Origin of the sequence: Streptomyces sp. Inha503 (assembly GCF_047215865.1) — a bacterium.
In the GTDB taxonomy this organism is placed as follows: Bacteria; Actinomycetota; Actinomycetes; order Streptomycetales; family Streptomycetaceae; genus Streptomyces; species Streptomyces lycopersici.
In genome coordinates, this window is record NZ_CP178360.1 from 3211618 (window position 1) to 3229233 (window position 17616).

At 66.4% G+C, this 17616-nt stretch carries 15 protein-coding genes and 1 pseudogene; 3 read left to right on the forward strand and 13 right to left on the reverse strand.

Features of this window, described 5'->3' with window-relative positions; all coding sequences use genetic code 11:
* Positions 1–362: 362 nt before the first annotated feature.
* Both ACJX2R_RS13040 and ACJX2R_RS13045 read right to left on the reverse strand, forming a co-directional pair.
* Entirely contained in the window at positions 363–626 is a 264-nt protein-coding gene (locus ACJX2R_RS13040) for a hypothetical protein (protein ID WP_413100261.1), read from the reverse strand.
* 791 nt (positions 627–1417) lie between these two features.
* On the reverse strand, positions 1418–2314 hold the full coding sequence (locus ACJX2R_RS13045) for a DUF5655 domain-containing protein (protein WP_413100262.1): 897 nt from the start codon (positions 2312–2314) through the stop codon (positions 1418–1420).
* A gap of 1455 nt (positions 2315–3769) precedes the next feature.
* On the opposite strand from ACJX2R_RS13045, the gene ACJX2R_RS13050 reads away from it, so the two are divergent.
* Positions 3770–4042: a hypothetical protein gene (locus tag ACJX2R_RS13050; protein ID WP_413100263.1), complete on the forward strand. Its 273-nt coding sequence runs from the start codon at positions 3770–3772 to the stop codon at positions 4040–4042.
* A gap of 135 nt (positions 4043–4177) precedes the next feature.
* Here the strand turns inward: ACJX2R_RS13050 and cas2 are convergent, their stop codons facing one another.
* The 8 genes from cas2 to ACJX2R_RS13090 all read right to left on the reverse strand — a co-directional run bounded on the left by cas2 (position 4178) and on the right by ACJX2R_RS13090 (position 12573).
* Positions 4178–4468, reverse strand: coding sequence for a CRISPR-associated endonuclease Cas2 (cas2, locus tag ACJX2R_RS13055; protein ID WP_413100264.1), 291 nt, complete (start codon positions 4466–4468; stop codon positions 4178–4180).
* Complete coding sequence (cas1, locus tag ACJX2R_RS13060; RefSeq protein ID WP_413100265.1) at positions 4468–5013, reverse strand: CRISPR-associated endonuclease Cas1; 546 nt, start codon at positions 5011–5013, stop codon at positions 4468–4470. Before cas1 (ACJX2R_RS13060) ends, cas2 begins: the two co-directional genes overlap by 1 nt.
* Positions 4919–5503: a CRISPR-associated endonuclease Cas1 gene (cas1, locus tag ACJX2R_RS13065; RefSeq protein ID WP_413100266.1), complete on the reverse strand. Its 585-nt coding sequence runs from the start codon at positions 5501–5503 to the stop codon at positions 4919–4921. Before cas1 (ACJX2R_RS13065) ends, cas1 (ACJX2R_RS13060) begins: the two co-directional genes overlap by 95 nt.
* A complete protein-coding gene (gene cas4 / locus ACJX2R_RS13070) occupies positions 5500–6165 on the reverse strand; it encodes a CRISPR-associated protein Cas4 (protein WP_413100267.1) in 666 nt (221 codons plus the stop codon). Before cas4 ends, cas1 (ACJX2R_RS13065) begins: the two co-directional genes overlap by 4 nt.
* Positions 6162–7034: a type I-C CRISPR-associated protein Cas7/Csd2 gene (gene cas7c / locus ACJX2R_RS13075; protein WP_413100268.1), complete on the reverse strand. Its 873-nt coding sequence runs from the start codon at positions 7032–7034 to the stop codon at positions 6162–6164. Before cas7c ends, cas4 begins: the two co-directional genes overlap by 4 nt.
* 101 nt (positions 7035–7135) lie before the next feature.
* A complete protein-coding gene (cas8c, locus tag ACJX2R_RS13080; RefSeq protein WP_413100269.1) occupies positions 7136–8944 on the reverse strand; it encodes a type I-C CRISPR-associated protein Cas8c/Csd1 in 1809 nt (602 codons plus the stop codon).
* 4 nt (positions 8945–8948) lie between these two features.
* Positions 8949–9695, reverse strand: coding sequence for a type I-C CRISPR-associated protein Cas5c (gene cas5c, locus ACJX2R_RS13085; protein ID WP_413100270.1), 747 nt, complete (start codon positions 9693–9695; stop codon positions 8949–8951).
* A 586-nt stretch (positions 9696–10281) separates the two neighbouring features.
* Complete coding sequence (locus ACJX2R_RS13090; protein ID WP_413100271.1) at positions 10282–12573, reverse strand: CRISPR-associated endonuclease Cas3''; 2292 nt, start codon at positions 12571–12573, stop codon at positions 10282–10284.
* A gap of 304 nt (positions 12574–12877) precedes the next feature.
* Here ACJX2R_RS13090 and ACJX2R_RS13095 point away from each other — a divergent pair, with 304 nt between their 5' ends.
* Positions 12878–13033: a hypothetical protein gene (locus ACJX2R_RS13095; protein ID WP_413100272.1), complete on the forward strand. Its 156-nt coding sequence runs from the start codon at positions 12878–12880 to the stop codon at positions 13031–13033.
* 49 nt (positions 13034–13082) lie between these two features.
* Positions 13083–13838: pseudogene (locus tag ACJX2R_RS13100) on the forward strand (metallophosphoesterase); the annotation flags it as partial.
* Between the two features lie 408 nt (positions 13839–14246).
* On the opposite strand, the gene ACJX2R_RS13105 reads toward ACJX2R_RS13100, so the two are convergent.
* From ACJX2R_RS13105 to ACJX2R_RS13115, 3 genes are all read right to left on the reverse strand, one after another.
* Positions 14247–15416 (reverse strand): restriction endonuclease, encoded by a 1170-nt coding sequence (locus ACJX2R_RS13105; RefSeq protein WP_413100273.1) that lies wholly within the window; start codon positions 15414–15416, stop codon positions 14247–14249.
* A 133-nt stretch (positions 15417–15549) separates the two neighbouring features.
* Positions 15550–15840: a hypothetical protein gene (locus ACJX2R_RS13110; RefSeq protein WP_413100274.1), complete on the reverse strand. Its 291-nt coding sequence runs from the start codon at positions 15838–15840 to the stop codon at positions 15550–15552.
* A 482-nt stretch (positions 15841–16322) separates the two neighbouring features.
* Positions 16323–16712, reverse strand: coding sequence for a GNAT family N-acetyltransferase (locus tag ACJX2R_RS13115; protein WP_413100275.1), 390 nt, complete (start codon positions 16710–16712; stop codon positions 16323–16325).
* Between the last annotated feature and the right edge of the window lie 904 nt (positions 16713–17616).

A 17616-nucleotide genomic window follows, 5' to 3' on the forward strand; every position in this document is an offset into this window, starting at 1 on the left:
CGGCCAACAGCCCCGGCAGAAGACCTGGTATGTCACCGGAAGGCCAGCCTCCCTGCAAACGTCCCCATCACTGTGGGTGCACACAGCCTCCCAAGCTCCATGAACCTGCGCCAGACTCGCAGGCGTCCCCACTGGTACCACCTTCCCCGGCTCGCAACTCACTCGCCCCGATGGCGGACCCGTCAGCTCCCGTTCCGGCCGACGGCTGCCGGGAAACCGGGATGCGGCCCGGCGGCGGACACCGACGACCGTCAAAGGCACACCGCAGTAGTGAGCGGTCCGCCGCCGCGGACAGGAGAGAGCGCCTTCGCGACCCGCGACGGGCCGCGAAGGCATCGACTACAAGGGTGGACCGGAAGCCGTCAGCTCCTGCGGATCCTCATGTACATAAATGCACTGCGATCGACCAGAACCATGGCCGTCAAAAGCCCCATCAGCTCAGTCGGCAACTCGATGGGATACCACAGACGCGTGAGAGCGACGCCGGCCACCAGAGGAGAGCTCAGACGCAGCGTCACGAAGAAGATGCTCGCAACGGCGGTTTGAGCCAGGGCATACAGCGGAATGCTAGTCTCGGAAGCCGAAGGAAGAAGGCGTGCCGCATTCCTTCGCATGTGCTGAATCAATTCTCGAACTCCTAGATTCGCGGTTGAGCCAGGCACGGAATGAGGGGCTTCGAGGCAGACCGCAAATCGACTCGGAGCCCTTCTCCGTACCCACACTCGGACGCTAGTACCAACCACCCCCCGACGCACCGGCCGACAAAAATGAAAACGGAGCCGGGAACTCCGCCTCGTCGATCAATAATATTCAATTCCGGTCAGCATGTTTCACATTGAATACCGAATCACCACGAAGGCCACCTGCCGGGGCCACGCAAGATCCGCACGCACGTGAAAATGCGAACAGATACCGGCACGGCAGTTCACCCTCACGAGTGATGTCACCAGTGACGTCCGACGCTCGATGGCCTTCCCGGTGAAAGTGCTAGGCCACTGCGCCCCGCCTCAGTCCTCAGAAGACCGCGGACGCCGAGATACCGGCAATGCAGCCTCGAAAGTGAAGCGCGCGGCACCCAGAGATGACGTGCTGATTCGACGACCCCAAGCGTCCCGCCCGACCCGCACCGGCCGCCCCTGGGCAGACGGCTCCCCCTGCGCCGCTCCAGGAAGAGCGCGGACGGCGCACGCCCCGCGTTCGTACGCGAGGGGCACGACGGTCACCGCCGAGCCCGCCGCCAGACCTGATGGCCATGACGACCCGCGGCAGGTCGTTTGAGGCGGCGCAACATAGCGCGGGATCGCCGGTTAGCCAAACCGGCGATCCCGTACATCATTGGTAATCCACCGCCACGCCCTACCCGCACGTCGAAAGGCATCACCCCACGACCACAGAGCAGTCAGCGGCCAGCCCGCGATCACGCCGCCGCGTAGCTGGCCTGGAACAGATCCTGCGCCCGCTCAACGTCCTTCGGCGTACGCAGTTGCACCTCCAGATCACCCGTCCCGTGGTGACCGAGACCGGACACGTCACGGGTGAAGCCGGGAACGAGGTCGACGTCCTTCGGGTCGGCCTTCAGGTAGACCAGCAGTTTGCTGCGCTGCGGCAGGCAGAGGCATGCGAAGTTCCGCAGCCGCTGGTACGCCCGGTACTGCTTGCGCTCGACGCAGTTCACGCCGTCCCCGAGCCCGAGCAGTGCCTCGTCGACCGCGCTCGCCAGCTCCGCCATCGACGCGCCCTGACCGTCGGCCGCCGCCCGGGCGACCGGCTGGCGACGCGCCCTGCGTGCCACCTGCTTGCCGCCACTCACGGACGCCACGGTCTCAAGGCCGATCAGGTCACTGCCGAAGAGTCGGTAGCGGACCAGGTCGATCGACCGCCGGTGCTCGCGCACGGCATGCACGTCGTAGCGGGTGAAGTCGCCGGCGATACAGATCAGGCGCGGTCCACTCCACAGGACCTGGGACGCGGCCGTCACCCCGAACCGGTCGCGGACCAGGTGCTCGAACTCGGCGCGATGGTCCATCAGCCACGCCAGGTAGAACAGGCCCTGGTGGATGACGCCGGCGTCGACACCCCGCTTGTACTCGACGATCACGGGTGATCCGTTCTCATCCAGCCCTAGCGAATCGATCCGGCCCGCGTACACCGGCCCGGTGCCGTACTCGCTCGCCAGGAACCGGACACCCAGCAGCGTCTCCATGTGCGCCTCGACGAGGCCCTGTACATCAGCCTCAACCTCAGCAAGACGCGGCGTGACCTCGGTCACGCCGCTATTCGTCGTATCCGTGCGGAACAGCTTCAGGCCCGGCACCTTCCCCTCCTCGACTCGGAGAGCACCAACGCCGAGCCAGGACTGGATTGTTTCCACGAGGGGCTTCGGGCGTGTGAAGATGCTGTGAGAAGCTACCTCCGGGCTGCCGCGAGGAACCCGTCGTCCCACGGCTCCCAGGGGTCGCCACATCCCACATACATCCCACAAGATCGCGGGACGAGCGTCAGGAAGACTGCGTTTCCGCAGGTCAGCCCCCGTAGCTCAGTGGATAGAGCACGTGCCTTGTAAGCGCTTGTCGCAGGTGCCCAGCCCGACGGAGCAACCACAGCGGAGTACACGCTGTCGCAGCCAAAAGTGCTGGCAAGCTGCTCCGGCAGCACCCTTCCACCACAGCGGAGCAGGGTGGAAGCCAGGGACAGCGTTGTTGTGGTCGGCCTCCGCGGAGAGCGACCGCCGCGCGCTCGTCTTGGACGCCAGAAGTGATAGCGGTTGCGGCACTCAGCCGCTCCAGGGAACGACCGCCACCTGCCTGCTCGTGTACTGGGCGAACGTGGCCACGGTGTTGCGATCCTCGCTACCCGGAAGGGCAACCGCCAACAGGTCATGGACCCCGCCGAGATCCGCGCGATGAAGTTGCGATCCTCGGCCGCCCGAGAGAGCGACCGCCACGCCACCTTCTCCGTGCGCCCGGCCGCGCGGTGTTGGTTGCGATCCTCGGCCACCCGAAAGGGCAACCGCCACCGCGGTGTTGGCTGGGATGAACGGCTGGACGTGCGGGTTGCGATCCTCGGCCACCCGGAAGGGCGACCGCCACCCGCATCTCTGTCCCCACAGCGTTGACCATGCGGGCGTTGCGATCCTCGGCCACCCCGAAGGGCGACCGCCACGCCAGCACCCGCCCAAGGGCCGCCGCCCCGAGCTGGTGTTGCGATCCTCGGCCACCTCGAAGGGCGACCGCCACGCCCTGTACTCGAACAGCGGGTGGGAGCTGATGCTGTTGCGATCCTCGGCCACCCCGAAGGGCGACCGCCACGGGCAAGGGGGCAAGGTCTACGGCGCGCAGCTGGGGTTGCGATCCTCGGCCACCCCGAAGGGCGACCGCCACCGGGAGTTCGGGCGCATCCCCACAACCCGCCTGGAGTTGCGATCCTCGGCCACCCCGAAGGGCGACCGCCACCCGCGAGGTCCTCGGCGACCGGCAGGGGTTCGGGGCGTTGCGATCCTCGGCCACCCCGAAGGGCGACCGCCACGTCCACCCCGATGGCGGTGTGGCGGCAGCTTCAGGTTGCGATCCTCAGCCACCCCGAAGGGCGACCGCTACGTGAAGCCCGCTCAGGCGATGACGACGGATTGAGGGTTGCGATCCTCGGCCACCCCGAAGGGCGACCGCTACCGGTCGGCTGAGCCAGGTGGCGGCGTATGAGCCGTCGTTGCGATCCTCGGCCACCCCGAAGGGCGACCGCTACCGGCGTCGTCTGCACGGGCGCGGCCGTCGTGTACGAGTTGCGATCCTCGGCCACCCCGAAGGGCGACCGCTACGGCTACCCTGACAACCCGTTGCCGCCGATACGGAGGTTGCGATCCTCGGCCACCCCGAGGGGCGACCGCTACTTCTGCATCGCGTTGCGGGTCGTCTTTGGGCTCGCCGTTGCGATCCTCGGCCACCCCGAAGGGCGACCGCTACTCGACGCGTTCGGCGGCGACCCCGCGCGGACCTTCGAGTTGCGATCCTCGGCCACCCCGAAGGGCGACCGCTACGCTGGTTGATCAGCGAGAACAGCGTACGTCCAGACTTCACGAGGTCTACGGAGTCCGGGCAAGGGGGTTGGAATCGGGTTTTCTGCTTCGGTGTGATCTGCGTGTCGCGCGTGTACTTGAGGTTCCGAAGCTGGAGGAGGGCGATCACAGGACGAGGTCTTCGCGGTGCGGCTGCACTTGGGAAGTGCCGAGGGTCTGGACGTCGTCGAAGCCATCTCTGGGGAGGCGGTAGAGGCGGATGCTGTCGGTATCCGTGTCGATGATGGTGTCTAGGTGGTCGAGGAGTTGCAGGAGGGTTTTGTTGTCAGTGACGATTTCGAAGACGGATTTTTGGACCCGCAGGCCGTGGCCTTCGCAGAGTTTGGCGACGCGGCGCAGTCGGCGGCGGCCTTCAGGACTGGTGGTGTCGACGTCGTAGGTGAGCAGGATGTCCATCAGGCGGCTGTCCAGGGGAGGTAGCCGGGGAGTTCGCCGCGCAGGTGGCGGGCAAGGATCCGGGCCTGGACCACGGGGAGGAGCCCGGCGGGCACGTCGCGCCCGGTGATGGGGTGTTCCCAGGTTTGGGTTTTCCATTCCTGCCAGGTGCTGAGCAGGGTTTTGCGGCCGTCTTCGGTGAGGCGGATCGCGCCGCCTGTGACGTTTTCGAAGTGCTCGGTGCGGAGTTGGCGCCGGTTGAGGAGGGTAAGGGCGAAGCGGTCGGCGAGTACGGGGCGGAATTCCTCCATGAGGTCGAGTGCGAGGGCAGGTTTCCCGGGGCGGATGCCGTGGAGGTAGCCGATATGGGGGTCGAGTCCGACTTGTTGAGCGGCGCCGTGCACGAGGCTGCGCAGGAGACCGTAGGTGAAGGACAGGAGTGCGTTGACAGGGTCAGTGGGTGGTCTGCGGTTACGGTGGGTGAAGGTGGGGACGCCGGGTGTGGGGCGCAGTGCGTGCTGGAGAGCGGTGAAGTAGGCGCGGGCGGCGTTCCCTTCGATGCCCAATGATGTGGTCCAGCGAAGGGGCGGTGCCGGTTGCAGCGAGTGCGTTGGCGAGGTTTTCTGCGGCTTCGCGGATGTGCGCGCGCGGTGCGGGGGCGGCGTCGCGGGCAGCGCGGAGCAGGATCCAGCGGCTGTTGCGGATCTTTCCGGCGACGATGTTGCGGGCGATGGCGAGTCGTGCGTCAGGTTGGTCGTGGAGCTGGTGCTGGGCGTGACGGAGCAGGACGTTGCCGTGGATGGCGCCGTCAAGTCGGGCGAGGTAGCTGCCGCCTTGGGTCATCCAGGTGATGGGGCGGTTGTCCTGGGCGCAGCGTGTGATGAGTTCGGTGGAGAGATTGATGTGGCCGTAGACGACGATGCTTTCGATGCGTCTGAGGGGCAGGGTGCGTCGTCCGGGTGTGTCGGGGAGGTGGACGCGAAGGGTGTCGTGTTCCAGTCGGAGGTCGGCGCCTTGGGTCTGCACGTAGAGGGTGTTGAGGAGTTCGGTGGTCACGCGTCGCAGTCCTGTGCGTCGTTGAGGAGATAGAGGTCGGTGAGGGCTTGCTGGTAGCGGCGGGCGCCTGCGAGCAGTTTGGGCATGCACCCGGTGGCCATGGAGCAGCATCGGCAGCGGGTGTCGGCAGGGGGCGGGGGCAGCTGGTCGGTAGCCAGTAGTTTGCGGACTTCGCTGGCAGTGTGCAGGACGCGGGCGCGCAGGGTGTCATCGACGGTTACCGTGTGGCGTCGTCGGTCGGTGGCGGAGTAGATGGCGGCTTCGGGGATAGGCCGGTGGAACATTTCTTCCAGGCAGAGAGCTTGGGCGGCGGCTTGGATCTCGGCTGGTCCGCCAGGGTGGTAGCGGCGGGACTTGTGCTCGATAGGCAGGATGCGTCCGTCTGCGTGGAGTTCGACGGTGTCGCAGACGCCGGTCAGGCCGTAGCCGTCGTGCCACACCGGGAGGGCGTGCAGGGTGCGGATGGTGCCGCGGCCGTGATTGCCGGGGATGTCGACGCGCTGGTGCAGGAGAGTGCCGCGGATGGTGGCCGCGTCGTCGGTGAAGGCGTCTTCGAGGAGGATGAGGCCGCACTGGCGTGGGCAGTAGGCGTAGTGTTCCAGGGCGGAGAGCGAGACCTGCGCCAGGTCGCCCTCTCCGCCCCGGCTGAGGCGGGTGCTCATCCGATCAGGGTGGTGAGGGTGACGCCTTGTGGGAGTTCGGTTTCGTCCACGGCGACGTGGTAGTCGTGGAAGGTGCGGGCGGTGGCGTCGCCTGGGCCTTTGACGGTGATGCGGTCCAGTAGCTGGCGGGCGGGTGCTTTCCCATACGGGTCGTCATGGGTGAAGACGTACAGGCCGCGGAGGTTGAGTTCGCCACGGGCGGCGGCGCGGTCGTGGTCGAACATGAGGGTGAAGGCGCGCCAGAACATGGTGAGGTCGTCGCTGGTGACGCCGGTGCGAGCGGCCAGGGGGGCGCTGAAGTGGCCTTCGCCGCGGTAGAGGCCGTAGGGGACGATGTGCTTGGAGCCCATTTCGGTGACCTTGCCGGCGTTCACGTCTTCCTGCTTGGTGGGGGTGACGCGGGTGATGCCGTATTCGAGCGGGGTGACGGGGTCGATGGAGCGGGAGAAGGTGAGCTGGAGGGGGCCTCGGACGCGGCCGGCCTGGCGGTCCTTCTTGCCGGTGGTCATCACCGCGCCGAACATGCGGACGTCGAAGAAGGTGCGGCACATCCACTGCTGGGCGTCGAGCTGGCTGGCTTCACCGCCCAGGGCATCGGCGGCGTAGGCGCGCTCGTGCTGGGCGTTGAGAGCGACTCCGGCCTCGACGTAGATGTCGTATCCGGGCTTGTTGTCCTCCTCGTTGAGGAGGGAGACGGTGTTGCGGATCTTCCGCTTCAGGGCGACGTCGGTGATGAGTCCCTGGCCGGAGACGGGGTCGGTGCGGGGCATGCCGCCGGCGTCGGGGTCGCCGTTGGGGTTGCTGTCGCGGGCTTCGAGGAGGAAGACAAAGTCGATCTTGCGGGTGGGATCGAGGTGGGGTGCGGTCATGGTTGCGGATCTCCTGATCGGTCGGGTGAGCACCGGTCGCCTGCGCTAGGGCAGGTGCCGGGGCTGGGTGGTGAAAGACGGGTGATGCGTGCTGGGAACAGCTACTCGGAGTCGGCGGCGCCCTCGGCGCTCTGTCCGCTATCGGTCTCGTTCTTGCGCTGTTTGTGAGCGGCGCGGGCGGCGTTGTCCTCGGCGCGTTGCTGTTCGTAGCCGAGGACGAACCACGCTTGCTGGCGGGTATCGAGGAGCACGGGGATGCCGTCGCTGAGCGGGGCGAAGGCGGCGAACGCCTGGGCCAGGCGGGTGTCCAGGGCGTAGTAGGCGCCGGGCTTGTCGCGGCGCAGGCGCTTGAGGTGGCCGTTGGCGCCGGTGCGCAAGCTGGTCAGAACCGCGGCCGGGGCGGTCATGGCGGTGCCGAAGAACTTGTCACCGATCGTGGTGTTGACCTTGGGCAGGGCCTCGTGCTGGATGGCTTCCAGGACTGCGAAGGCGCGGCCGCACAGGTAGCCGGGTTCGCGGCAGGTTTCGTCCAGACGGGGCTCGGGGCCGGTCACCTGGTGGTCCTTCCGGTTCGGGTGGAGGGCGAGGCGGAGCAGAGCGGTGCGCGGGTGGTCCACGCGGCGGTCGGCGCGGATGCGCTGCAGCAGGTGAGGCAGGAGGCGTGCGGGCAGCGGGCCACGGGTGAGGGCGGCGTGCAGCAGTTCGGTCTCCAGGCCGCGGGGTGCGCTGCGTGGGACGTACCGGCCGGCCTTGTCGTCCCAGCGGCCGGTGGCCAGAGCGAGGTGCCACAGTGGCAGGTAGCGGTCTTTGCGTTCCCAACCGTCGAAGAGCTGGTGGTGGTCGAACCAGGCGCCGAGGTGGTTGCGCAGCCGGCCCACCGGGATGTCGAGCCAGTCCAGGATCACCGCCCGGGCGTTGTTGAGCCCGAGGGTGAGGGCGTAATAGGCGGCGGGGTCCAAGCGTTCGGCCGCGACCGGGTCCGGCTGCTGGTGGAGTGCGTCCAGCAGCATGGCCACCGCCTCGGCGGTGGGAGTGTCGAGGGACTCGAACAGGTCGTCGACCGGTTCGCGGGTCCACCACACGGTGACCGCGTCGGTGCCGCGCCGGCGGTGGGCGTCGGAGGCCAGCAACAGGTTCAGTGCGGCCATGGCCCGGGCGCCGCACCGCTCGCACACAGGGGTGTTCACCAGCTGCAGGGCACCGCCGCGCCCTTGGGCAGAGGCGTTGATGCTGACCAACTGGGCGTCGCGGGCGAGTCCGCTGGTGGGGATCGCGCCGGACTTGATGCTCTCGGGGATCGTGCCCAGCAGCGCCCGTTCCGTGCCGCACACCAGACACAGCCCGGTGGCTCCGCTGCCAGCCTTGCGGGCGCGCACGCTGGCCGCCCAGGCCGCGCAGGCGGAGGGGAGCTGGTGCAGCCAGGTTCCGTCATGCCCCATCAGAGCGACCGTGTCGCTGTGCGCGATGTCCTCCGGCAGCTCGACGCGTGCCAGGCCATCACCGGTAATAAATGTCCGGACAGCAGCCTCGTAGGGGTCATCGGGCGCTGTGTCGGCCCAGGACAGCAGCAGGTCCGTGTACTCGCCGCGGCGGCGCATCGCCTCTGCCGCGGCCGCCTCGCTCACCGTCCCATCGGAGGCGGGTTTGGGCACCGCGAGGACGTACTGGGCAGTGTCGACCATGAGGCAGGGCGGGGGCGTCTTGCCCGAGCGATAGGCGTATGGGGCATCGGTCTGGACCGGCTTGTCCTTCGCTCCCTTGGCCGGACGCCTGTCGAAGAGCTTCGCGGCCGAACCGTCGGCCTCGATCCGCAGGACCCACTGGATCTTCTTCGGGCGGTAGTAGGCGGGCGGGAGCAGGGACTCTCCCTCGGCCCACTGGGCGTATTCGGTCAGACGCTGAAGCAGCATGCCCTCACCGGCCCTCACCCGTGCCGTCCGCCCGCCATCCGGAACCAGCAGGCATCGCGACCTCCTTGGCACCCAGGGGCCTGAGCGGAACCTCCAGCACGCCCTGGCGGAGCTGGGCATGGAACCAGCGGTACTGCTCGCCCCCGGTGGCCGGATAGACGATGGAGTGCAGCATCACTCCAAGGTCCTCATCCCGCCCGATGGGCATGGCATCGCTGCGGGGCCCGAACGAGGCACTGAACTCGCGGCACCCCAGGAACGGCTGGGCAAAACACGCCCCCTTGTCCACGCGGCGCCGCAGCTGCTCGCGGTACTTCTCCTCACGCCCACCCCGGCCCCGTTCGGTCAAAACGACCTGGGCGTGGATGCGGTAGCCGACGTCGCGCAGCAGCATGCTGTTGCGCTGATCCCGATCGTGCTCCACGTCATACCGGCGCCGCGGATCCTTGCGGAGCGCCGCCACCTCACCGGCGGTCACCACGGACTTGACCTCGTTCCTGCGGACCGAGGTCCACTCGATCGGCTTGAGAACGTCGATGGCCCGCACCACATACCGGAACTCCGGCTTCCAGAAGATGGCCTCCAACACCCCCACGGCCGCCGACGGGCTCATCACCGGATACGAAACCCGCTCCACCTTCAACTCCGGCCGCGTGAAACAGGCCAGCGCACCGCCCACCTCCACGACAAGATCTGGAAAGGCCCAGCCGTCATTGCCGCGCCGTTCAAGTCGCTGTGAGGCAGCAGCCATACCAGACGCCACGCCCAAACAACCCCTCTCTTGTGGTCAACTTTCCTCGCACCGCACCAGGTTGTCGTCCAAGGAGGGCGACATCGGTGGCTGCACACCGTAAAGGCAGCCACCGACATCGCCCCCTGACCTGCTCGTTAGCCGACATACAGGCGAATCTTCAGTCGGCCACGGATGACCAGGAGGACGAGGATCACCACGACTCCCGCGACCGTGAGGGGGGGTCGGACTTGCTGCTGGATCGATGTACATGCAGCCCTCGCTCTCTTCATTGAACTTGCCTGCTAGCAGACTTGATGGTGTCGATGGCAGCTGGGCAATAGCAGCTGTTTCCATGCAGAAGGAGCAGATCTACGTACATCGACGTACTGGGCTGGCAGTAATAAGCGGGGCCCAGGAACTTACGTCCCCGGGCCCCGCATCGATCTGGTCAGGCAGAGAGCAGAACAAGATCAATGTTTCGATCCTCGGCCCTCACGCCGGGTTTAAGCCATTGGAGTGAGGCCGCCACGTAGCCACCTTGGGGACTACAAGGGCCCATGGTGGCACGCCTCACCGGACAGACCCTTGCCCTCGGCGAGAGATGTCAGAGGGTGAACATGTCTCGGTCTTCCAACTCATCGGGGTCCAGACCGCGTTGCTCGTGGTAAGCCCCTCGCCACAGGAGCAGGTCACCGGTGACGGGCTCGGCGAGGCCGGACCGCAAAGCTGCCTCTGCCTCATGCCGGGGCAGGGAAGCCGTGTGCTGCTGCAGTCCCCGCATAACTTCCGGCCCACATACCCGGTAGGGATCGCTCAGCTGTGCGACCGCGTCCTCGATCGTCTCGCGGTCCTCCTCGCGACGGATGACGACGACCGGCACGCTGCGGCCCTCCTCGATCATCTGAAAAGCACGGTCCACTTCCGGGAAATTGAGCGTGCGGCGCAGATTCTCAACCTCGCTGCCCAGCCCCGAGTCAGGGGCGCCTTGCTGGAGGGCATAGCGCAACGGGTAGTACTGCTCCAGCGCCGCCAGGTCATCGGGTTCGGCCAGCTCCGGGCCGAAGAACGTGTCGCTGGCCTGCACAGCCGCCTTGTACTCATTGCTGCGCGGCAGGCCGCCGTCGGCGGGCCTGAAGACAACCACCGTGCCCAATCCGGGCAGTCGCCCGTCGCGGTTGCAGCGGCCAGCCGCCTGCTGCAACGACTCCGCCGGCGCCCACGCCCGGTACACCCGCGGGAAATCCAGATCGACACCCGCCTCAATCAGACTCGTGGACACCACCTGCACGGGCGCATCCTCGGCCAGCAGCGCCTTGACGCGCGCGATCACCTCGCGGCGGTGTGCTCCTGTCATACGTGTCGACAGGTGCAGCATTTCCCCAGCGGGCGTGGCGTGCTGCAGATGCCGGTGGAAACGGGCGGCATCCTTGGTGGTCCCCACCACCGTCAGCACCTGGTGGTACCCAGCCGCCTCCTCCGCGACGCTTTCCAAGGTCACCTCCTCGCCCATCCGCCACTCATACGAGACCCTGCGCAAGGCATCAAACAACCCCGAGGGATCGTCAATGACCGTCCGCCGCTCCAGGCCATCCCATTTCGACAGTTCCCAGAACGAGGGCTGCGTCGCCGACACCAGCAGCACGGTGACCCCGAAGTGGTCCACCAACCCCCGCAGCCCACTCAGGATCGGTTCCAGCAGACGGTCGGGCAGCGCCTGGACCTCGTCCAGCACGATGACCGAACCGGCCAGATTGTGCAGCCGCCGCATCTGCGAGGGCCTGTGTGAGAACAGCGACTCGAACAAACGCACCGTGGTGGTCACCACAAACGGCGCGTCCCAGTTCTCCGCCGCCAGCCGGGCAGCATGCGCCCGCGCCTCCCACGCCGCACGCTGTTCCGACGACATCCCGTCGAGCACCGCCTGGGCATCAAGATCCACCGCGCTGTGGTGCTCCAGCACCACCGGCTCCTCCCCGGCGGCTGCATCAGGATCCAGCAAGTCGCGGTAGATCGCGGCATTCTGCTCGGTGATGGAGATATAGGGCACGGCAACGACGACGCGCCGCATTCCGTGCGCGGCCGCGTGCCGCAGGGCAAATCCCCCCGATGCCAGTGTTTTGGCCCCGCCGGTGGGAACGTGCAAGACGTAGACCCCGGGCTCGCCCGCCGCAGCGGCACATGCCTGTTCGTAGACCGACTGCCGCAAGGCGTCCACCCGAGACGGCTTGCGCTCGGCCAGCATTTTCGCCCGCCGCTCCTCGTACCGCTCCAACAACTGCGACATCACCACCGGCCCCTGGTCCCGTGGCGTCGTGGCCTCGAAGTGCGCGGCAGTGTCCAGGTAGTCCGCATCCACAACGCAGCTGAACACCATCCTCAGCAGCAGATCCAGACCCAGACGCCGCTCCGCGCGGGGCAGATCCCGCAACCAGGACGGCGGAACAGGCCGAGGATCAGGATGAATCTCAGGAACGATCTGCTCCACCGCATGGATCGCCCCCTCCACCGCGGAAGCCTCCGGCCCGCCGGCCAAAGCCCTCCTCAGTTCCGTCCTCAGCCGCTCCATGCCCGGCAGCCCACCGTGATGCCCGAAGACCACCGCACCGAACTCCAGGTGCGTGTACCGCTCCGCCAGCACAGTGCCGGCATGCTTGTGCGGCACCCCGACCCTGCCGCCACCCCGGCGCTCCACCTCAAGAAGCCTCGACTGCCAGGAACAAGATCCCTTCCCAACGTCATGGATCAGTGCCAGGTACCCCGCCAGCTCACCCGCCTCGAAGACCTCGCCGAACCGCCGCGCCAACGCCGCCGAACCCCGCAAGTGATCTTCCAGAGAATGCCGGTGCCCCGAAACGGAACTTCGGCTATGTGCGTACAGCGGTGAGACAACCGACATGAACGAATTCCCCCTCGGGACTACTGATCTCCACTCCGCAATCGAGGATGGAAACGTACACAACGCCACTGACAGGAGCGTAGAAGGCAGCACAGGACGACCCTCACCGCGCAGACTGTGATTACGCTGTCATCGTCCGCACCCAAGGCAGTACTTCGGAACCTCTAGTACACGCACGACACGCGGACCGCTCCGAAGGAAGATGCCCGGCTGAGGCGCTTATGCTCCTCTCGCCCTCCGCTTCGATCAGAGCACAGATAGGCTGTCTGAGCTGGTCAACCAGCGTGGCGGTCGTCCTTCGGGGGTGACCGAGGATCGCAACTCCTCGGGCTCCGCCGACTCCTCGGCAGGCTCGGCGGTGGCGGCTGTCCTTCGGGACGCGGCGCATCGCAATCTGGACACGACCAGGCTCTTCCGGGTGCGCGGAGTCGACCCCGCACCAGCGGCGGTGGTTCGGTGAGCCGCATCGGGGATTCCTTGCTGGCGACGTCGGTCCCGCGCCAGCGGGCGTGCGCCGACTCGACGTGCGACTCCCACGGCTGGGAACCGGGTTGGACGGCATCCGCGTCACCCTCATCACCGACACCCACTACGGCCCCCTCGATCGCACCCGCTGGTCGGCACGGGTATGCGAGACGGTGAACACGCTGGAAGCCGACCTGGTCTGCCACACCGGCGACATCGCCGACGGCACCGCCGAACGCCGCCGCGCCCAGGCCACCCCACTCGGTACCGTACGGGCCACCCGGGCCCGGGTATACGTCACCGGCAACCACGAGTACTACAGCGAGGCCCAGGGCTGGGTCGACCTGATGGACGAGCTGGGCTGGGAGCCGCTGCGCAACCGCCATCTGCTGCTCGAACGCGGAGGCGACAGCCTCGTGGTCGCCGGCGTGGATGACGTCACCGCCGAGTCCTCCGGCCTGGCAGGCCACCGCGCCCACCTCGCCGGAGCCCTGAACGGCGCCGACCCCGACCTACCCGTCCTGCTCCTGGCACACCAGCCCAAGTTCATCGACCGGGCAGCAGCCGCCGGCATCGACCTCCAACTCTCCGGCCACACCCACGGCGGCCAGATCTGGCCCTTCCACCACCTCGTCCGCATCGACCAGCCCGCCCTCGCCGGCCTCAGCCACCACGGCCCCCGCACCCTCCTCTACACCAGCCGCGGCACCGGCTTCTGGGGCCCGCCGTTCCGCGTCTTCGCCCCCAGCGAGATCACCCTGCTCGTACTCCGCTCCCCGCACCCGCCCACCTCACCGTAGACGGGGCGGGCCAACACATCCGCATGGAGAGCTCCTCGTCTTCGATGTGCTGCCGCAGGATACGAGTCAGGACGGGGTGCCCGGGCACCGTTCGCGTGTCCCCTTAGGCACGGCCCTTGAGGTCACGCTCCTCGTGGATCTTCCCCGCGTCGGTCCACTGCTTGCCGACTTCCGGAGGCCCCTGGCGTCCAGGTCGTTCGCACAGTAGCGCGCTCCACCTGGACACCAGGGGCCACGCCCGCTCCATGATGTGTGGGTCGACAGCAGATGGGATGGGAGCTGGCGTGGGGCGAGTGGTGGGTACGGGCGTCGTGTCGGTCGAAGGCATGTCCAGCCATCAAGGGACTCCCTCAGGGCAAGGGTTGCGGTTTCGGCTATGCCGTATGAGATGCCTGGACCTGCCTTGACCTACTTAAGACCGTGTGCGGCCGCCATGTGTGGTCGCTGCGCGAGAAGGGTTTCCAGTCTGCTGTCGGGCCAGAGTTCGATGTAGGGCGCGGTCCCCTCCGAGTTATGCCGCTCCGCCCAGGACACTGCGTCAGCGGTGAATCTGCCGCTCGTGGCAATGACAATCCCTCGCACGAGCGGGGGTCCCCATAGCTTGCCTGCCGTTGCAGTCTCGCTGACGGCGGCTGCGTTGACCGAACGGCTGCGCCAGTGTTTGGCCTGAACGATGACGCGCTCGGTACGCACACCGCCGGAACCGTCACGAAGGACTCGGTCCATAGAGAGGTCGCGCCCTCGGTCGGGGGCACGAGTTTGCATCAGCCACTCGACGTTTTGGTGCTCTGGAATGTCTCGCAGTAGATCGTAAAGGAGCCGTTCGAACCCGTCGTCGTTCAGCAGCTCCCAGGGAAGCGCCAACGTGGCCGCCCCCGTGAGATCGCCTGAGGCCGCCTGTCCGAGGTCGATATCCGGGACGGGCAGCGGGTCACTGTCGCCTAGAGACTTGGCCTCGATGCCAGCGCGCACGGCGGGCCAGTCGAATTCAACGATGTCGTGCCAGTCCTGCCTCTGGCTAAAGCGCATGTGCCGGTGCAAATCCCACCACCGATCGATGCTTTCAGCGTCTTCGCCCAGGAGTCTTGCGATTTCCCCGATCGCCGCCTCGATCTCTACGGTCTGTTCGTTCTCCAAGCGCTCAAGGGAGCCTCGCTCCGTGCCTCCCAAAGCGATGGGGAGCGCGGCGTCGACCGTAGAGACGAGTTGCTCCAGTCGACTTCGTGCGGCACGTCGGCGAGCCCGGTCCAGACGGTATCGGTAGGCAGCAAGATCCGCTCCGGGTCTATCCCCAGCGGCATGTACATCGATGGGGGGCTCGCCGATGTCGAGGTAGTCGATGAAGGCTTGGCCCATCTCATCGATATCCGGAAGGAGCTCGGTGATCGTCCAGCCGTCGATTCGCGGGAGCCCGGGAAGCAGATCCGCCCAGGCCGCCCGTAGGCCGTCATACTGGGCATCCGAGCCGCGTTGTGGGCCAGTCGGGATGAACGGCTTTGCCCGCTCCCACACGCTGTCCAGTTTTCTCAAGTTGGCCGCCGTACGGTCCATGGCGCGCAACAGTTCTTCCAGGTCCATGTACACAGACTCGCACTTATGGCGGGGGGCGTGGGGCCCTCTCTCGTCACGAGGCGGCGCACGCGTGGGGTGAGTGTCCCACAGTGTGACGACGCCGACGGACCAGTGACCCGAAGCTCCAGCCCAAGCCGCTTCACCGACCCCAGTCGTTCGCGGTCAGCTCTCTACGCATCAGGTCCTGGTAGTCGTAGTGGCGCTCCTGAAACTCCATGACCTCGTCCATGGTCATGCCTTCCTCGGCTACATAGACCTCAGCAGCGGCAGCCTGCGCTTTGTGCGCCTGCTCTCTCAGGAACGCCAACCACTCGCTGGTCGTGGCTTCTGGATGCAGCTCAAACCATGTCGCGGTCAACTGGTAGCAGTACCTATGCATCATGGCATGGTTGTGCGCTAAGAAGTCGCGAGTGGCGTTACGGCTGGTCATGGGACAAGCATGTCGTGTCCGGAGCAACCACGTGGCCCTTTGTCACTAAGCCGTCTCCAAGTCGTGTAAGGCTGCTCAGCGACGACTTGACATCTATGGCTGACATCAACGACGCAGGACGGGGGCGCTCATCAGCACAACGGTCCAGCCGTCGTTCCAGTCGACGGCAGCAGTCAGAACCGGCTCGGATCGAACTCCTAAAGCAGGTGCCGCAGGTTCGAATCCTGTCGGAGGCACTTCTGTGAAGTGCCTGAAGACAGTGCCACCACCGAGTTCGCTGAGTGTGGGGTCTTGTTGCATGTGCAGGTGGATGCCATGGGCAGCAGCCGTTTGCCGGTGATTACGATATGAAGACAGAGTTGAAGGCGGCCGTCCGGGCAGTCCGGTCACAGACGACTCGGACGAACTGGCCAAGCCTGATCGGCTGACTTCAGGTCAGGTGGCCCGCCTGTTGGATGTTCCGGTTGGCGCTGCATGGTCGTTCAGCTAACCCAGATGCCGTCGGGTGAGAGCCGACGAGCAAGCCGCCGGCCTGCAGCGCTTACGGGCGTCGACCAGGACACATCCGCGACCTGGCATCCAAAGTCGGCGGCGAGTGCCTGCACGAGCGTGGCGCCAATGCCGCGGTGCCGGTAGGCGTCTGCTACCCAAACGAGGATGATTCGGGGGCGCAGGGTGGCGTCCTGCACTCCGTACTTTGACCCGTCGGCCAAATCCCAACGACGGTGCTCGTCGGTGTCGTGCGCGGCCACGTAGCCGACGATGCGCTCGTCCAATTTCAACAGATACGCGCGATAGCTGTCCGAAGTCGCCTCGGGCTCGCCTATGTGGGACCACGATGGGAAGTCGTAGTTGTCCTCCCTCTGCGGCATGCGTGCCACCTGATAGGCCAACTTCCGCCCACGAAATGGGTGACTGCGTGGTGACCACTACCAGATCACCCCACCAGTCAAGGCTTTTCGGCACCCGAACACCTAGGGCCCAATTCGCATGATGTACACGGTGAACGTTGTCGTCATCCCCCACGTCTTGAAGACGCATGCCGCACGGGCACTCGCCTCCACTCTCTGTTTCCAACTGCTTGAATTGGACTGGGACCGCACCGCGGCTCAGGTCCTCGTTACTGCCTCCTGTCCAAGGCCGGAAGGGTGCATCCTCCGATTCGATGTAACCGGTCCAGCGGTCCACCCACCCCGGATACTGTTCGGGGTACATCTCCCGGATCTGCTTCTGAGCCGCGGACAGTGTAGGACGAACCCACACGCTGCCAGCCGTCGCCCGACCGTTGAGACGCAAACCGCACTTAGTGGCCTTGGCGCGCAGGAACTTCAGGAACACCCCGGGGGGTGAGTCGAAGTCCACTCCGCGGATCAGCTCTCGCTCACCGGGAGACAGCCACTCATCAATGGGTAATGCGAGCCGATCGGCGAGTGCGTGCAGTCCGCTGTAGTCGTGTTCGAGCTCAGCTGCGCGCAATGCTTCGACCGTAGCCTCGACGTCTCGAAAACGAGCGCACAAATCGATCCAGCGAGGGCCGCACCCGAAGTAGAAGACGCCCCGGTAGCCGTCATACCGAATGCAGTCCATTGCCGCGTCGCGCGCCTTGTCTACTGCCTCTATGTAGTCTGCGGGTAGATCTGGTTCATGGCCCCGCATGGACTCGGCATCGACGTAACTGTCCCGGTCGAGCTGGACAGTGGCGAACCAGCGTGAGGCCCGAATCCGCACCTTCCTGGAATCTCGACTGCTCGGATCAGCGACAAGGTGGAAAGTCCG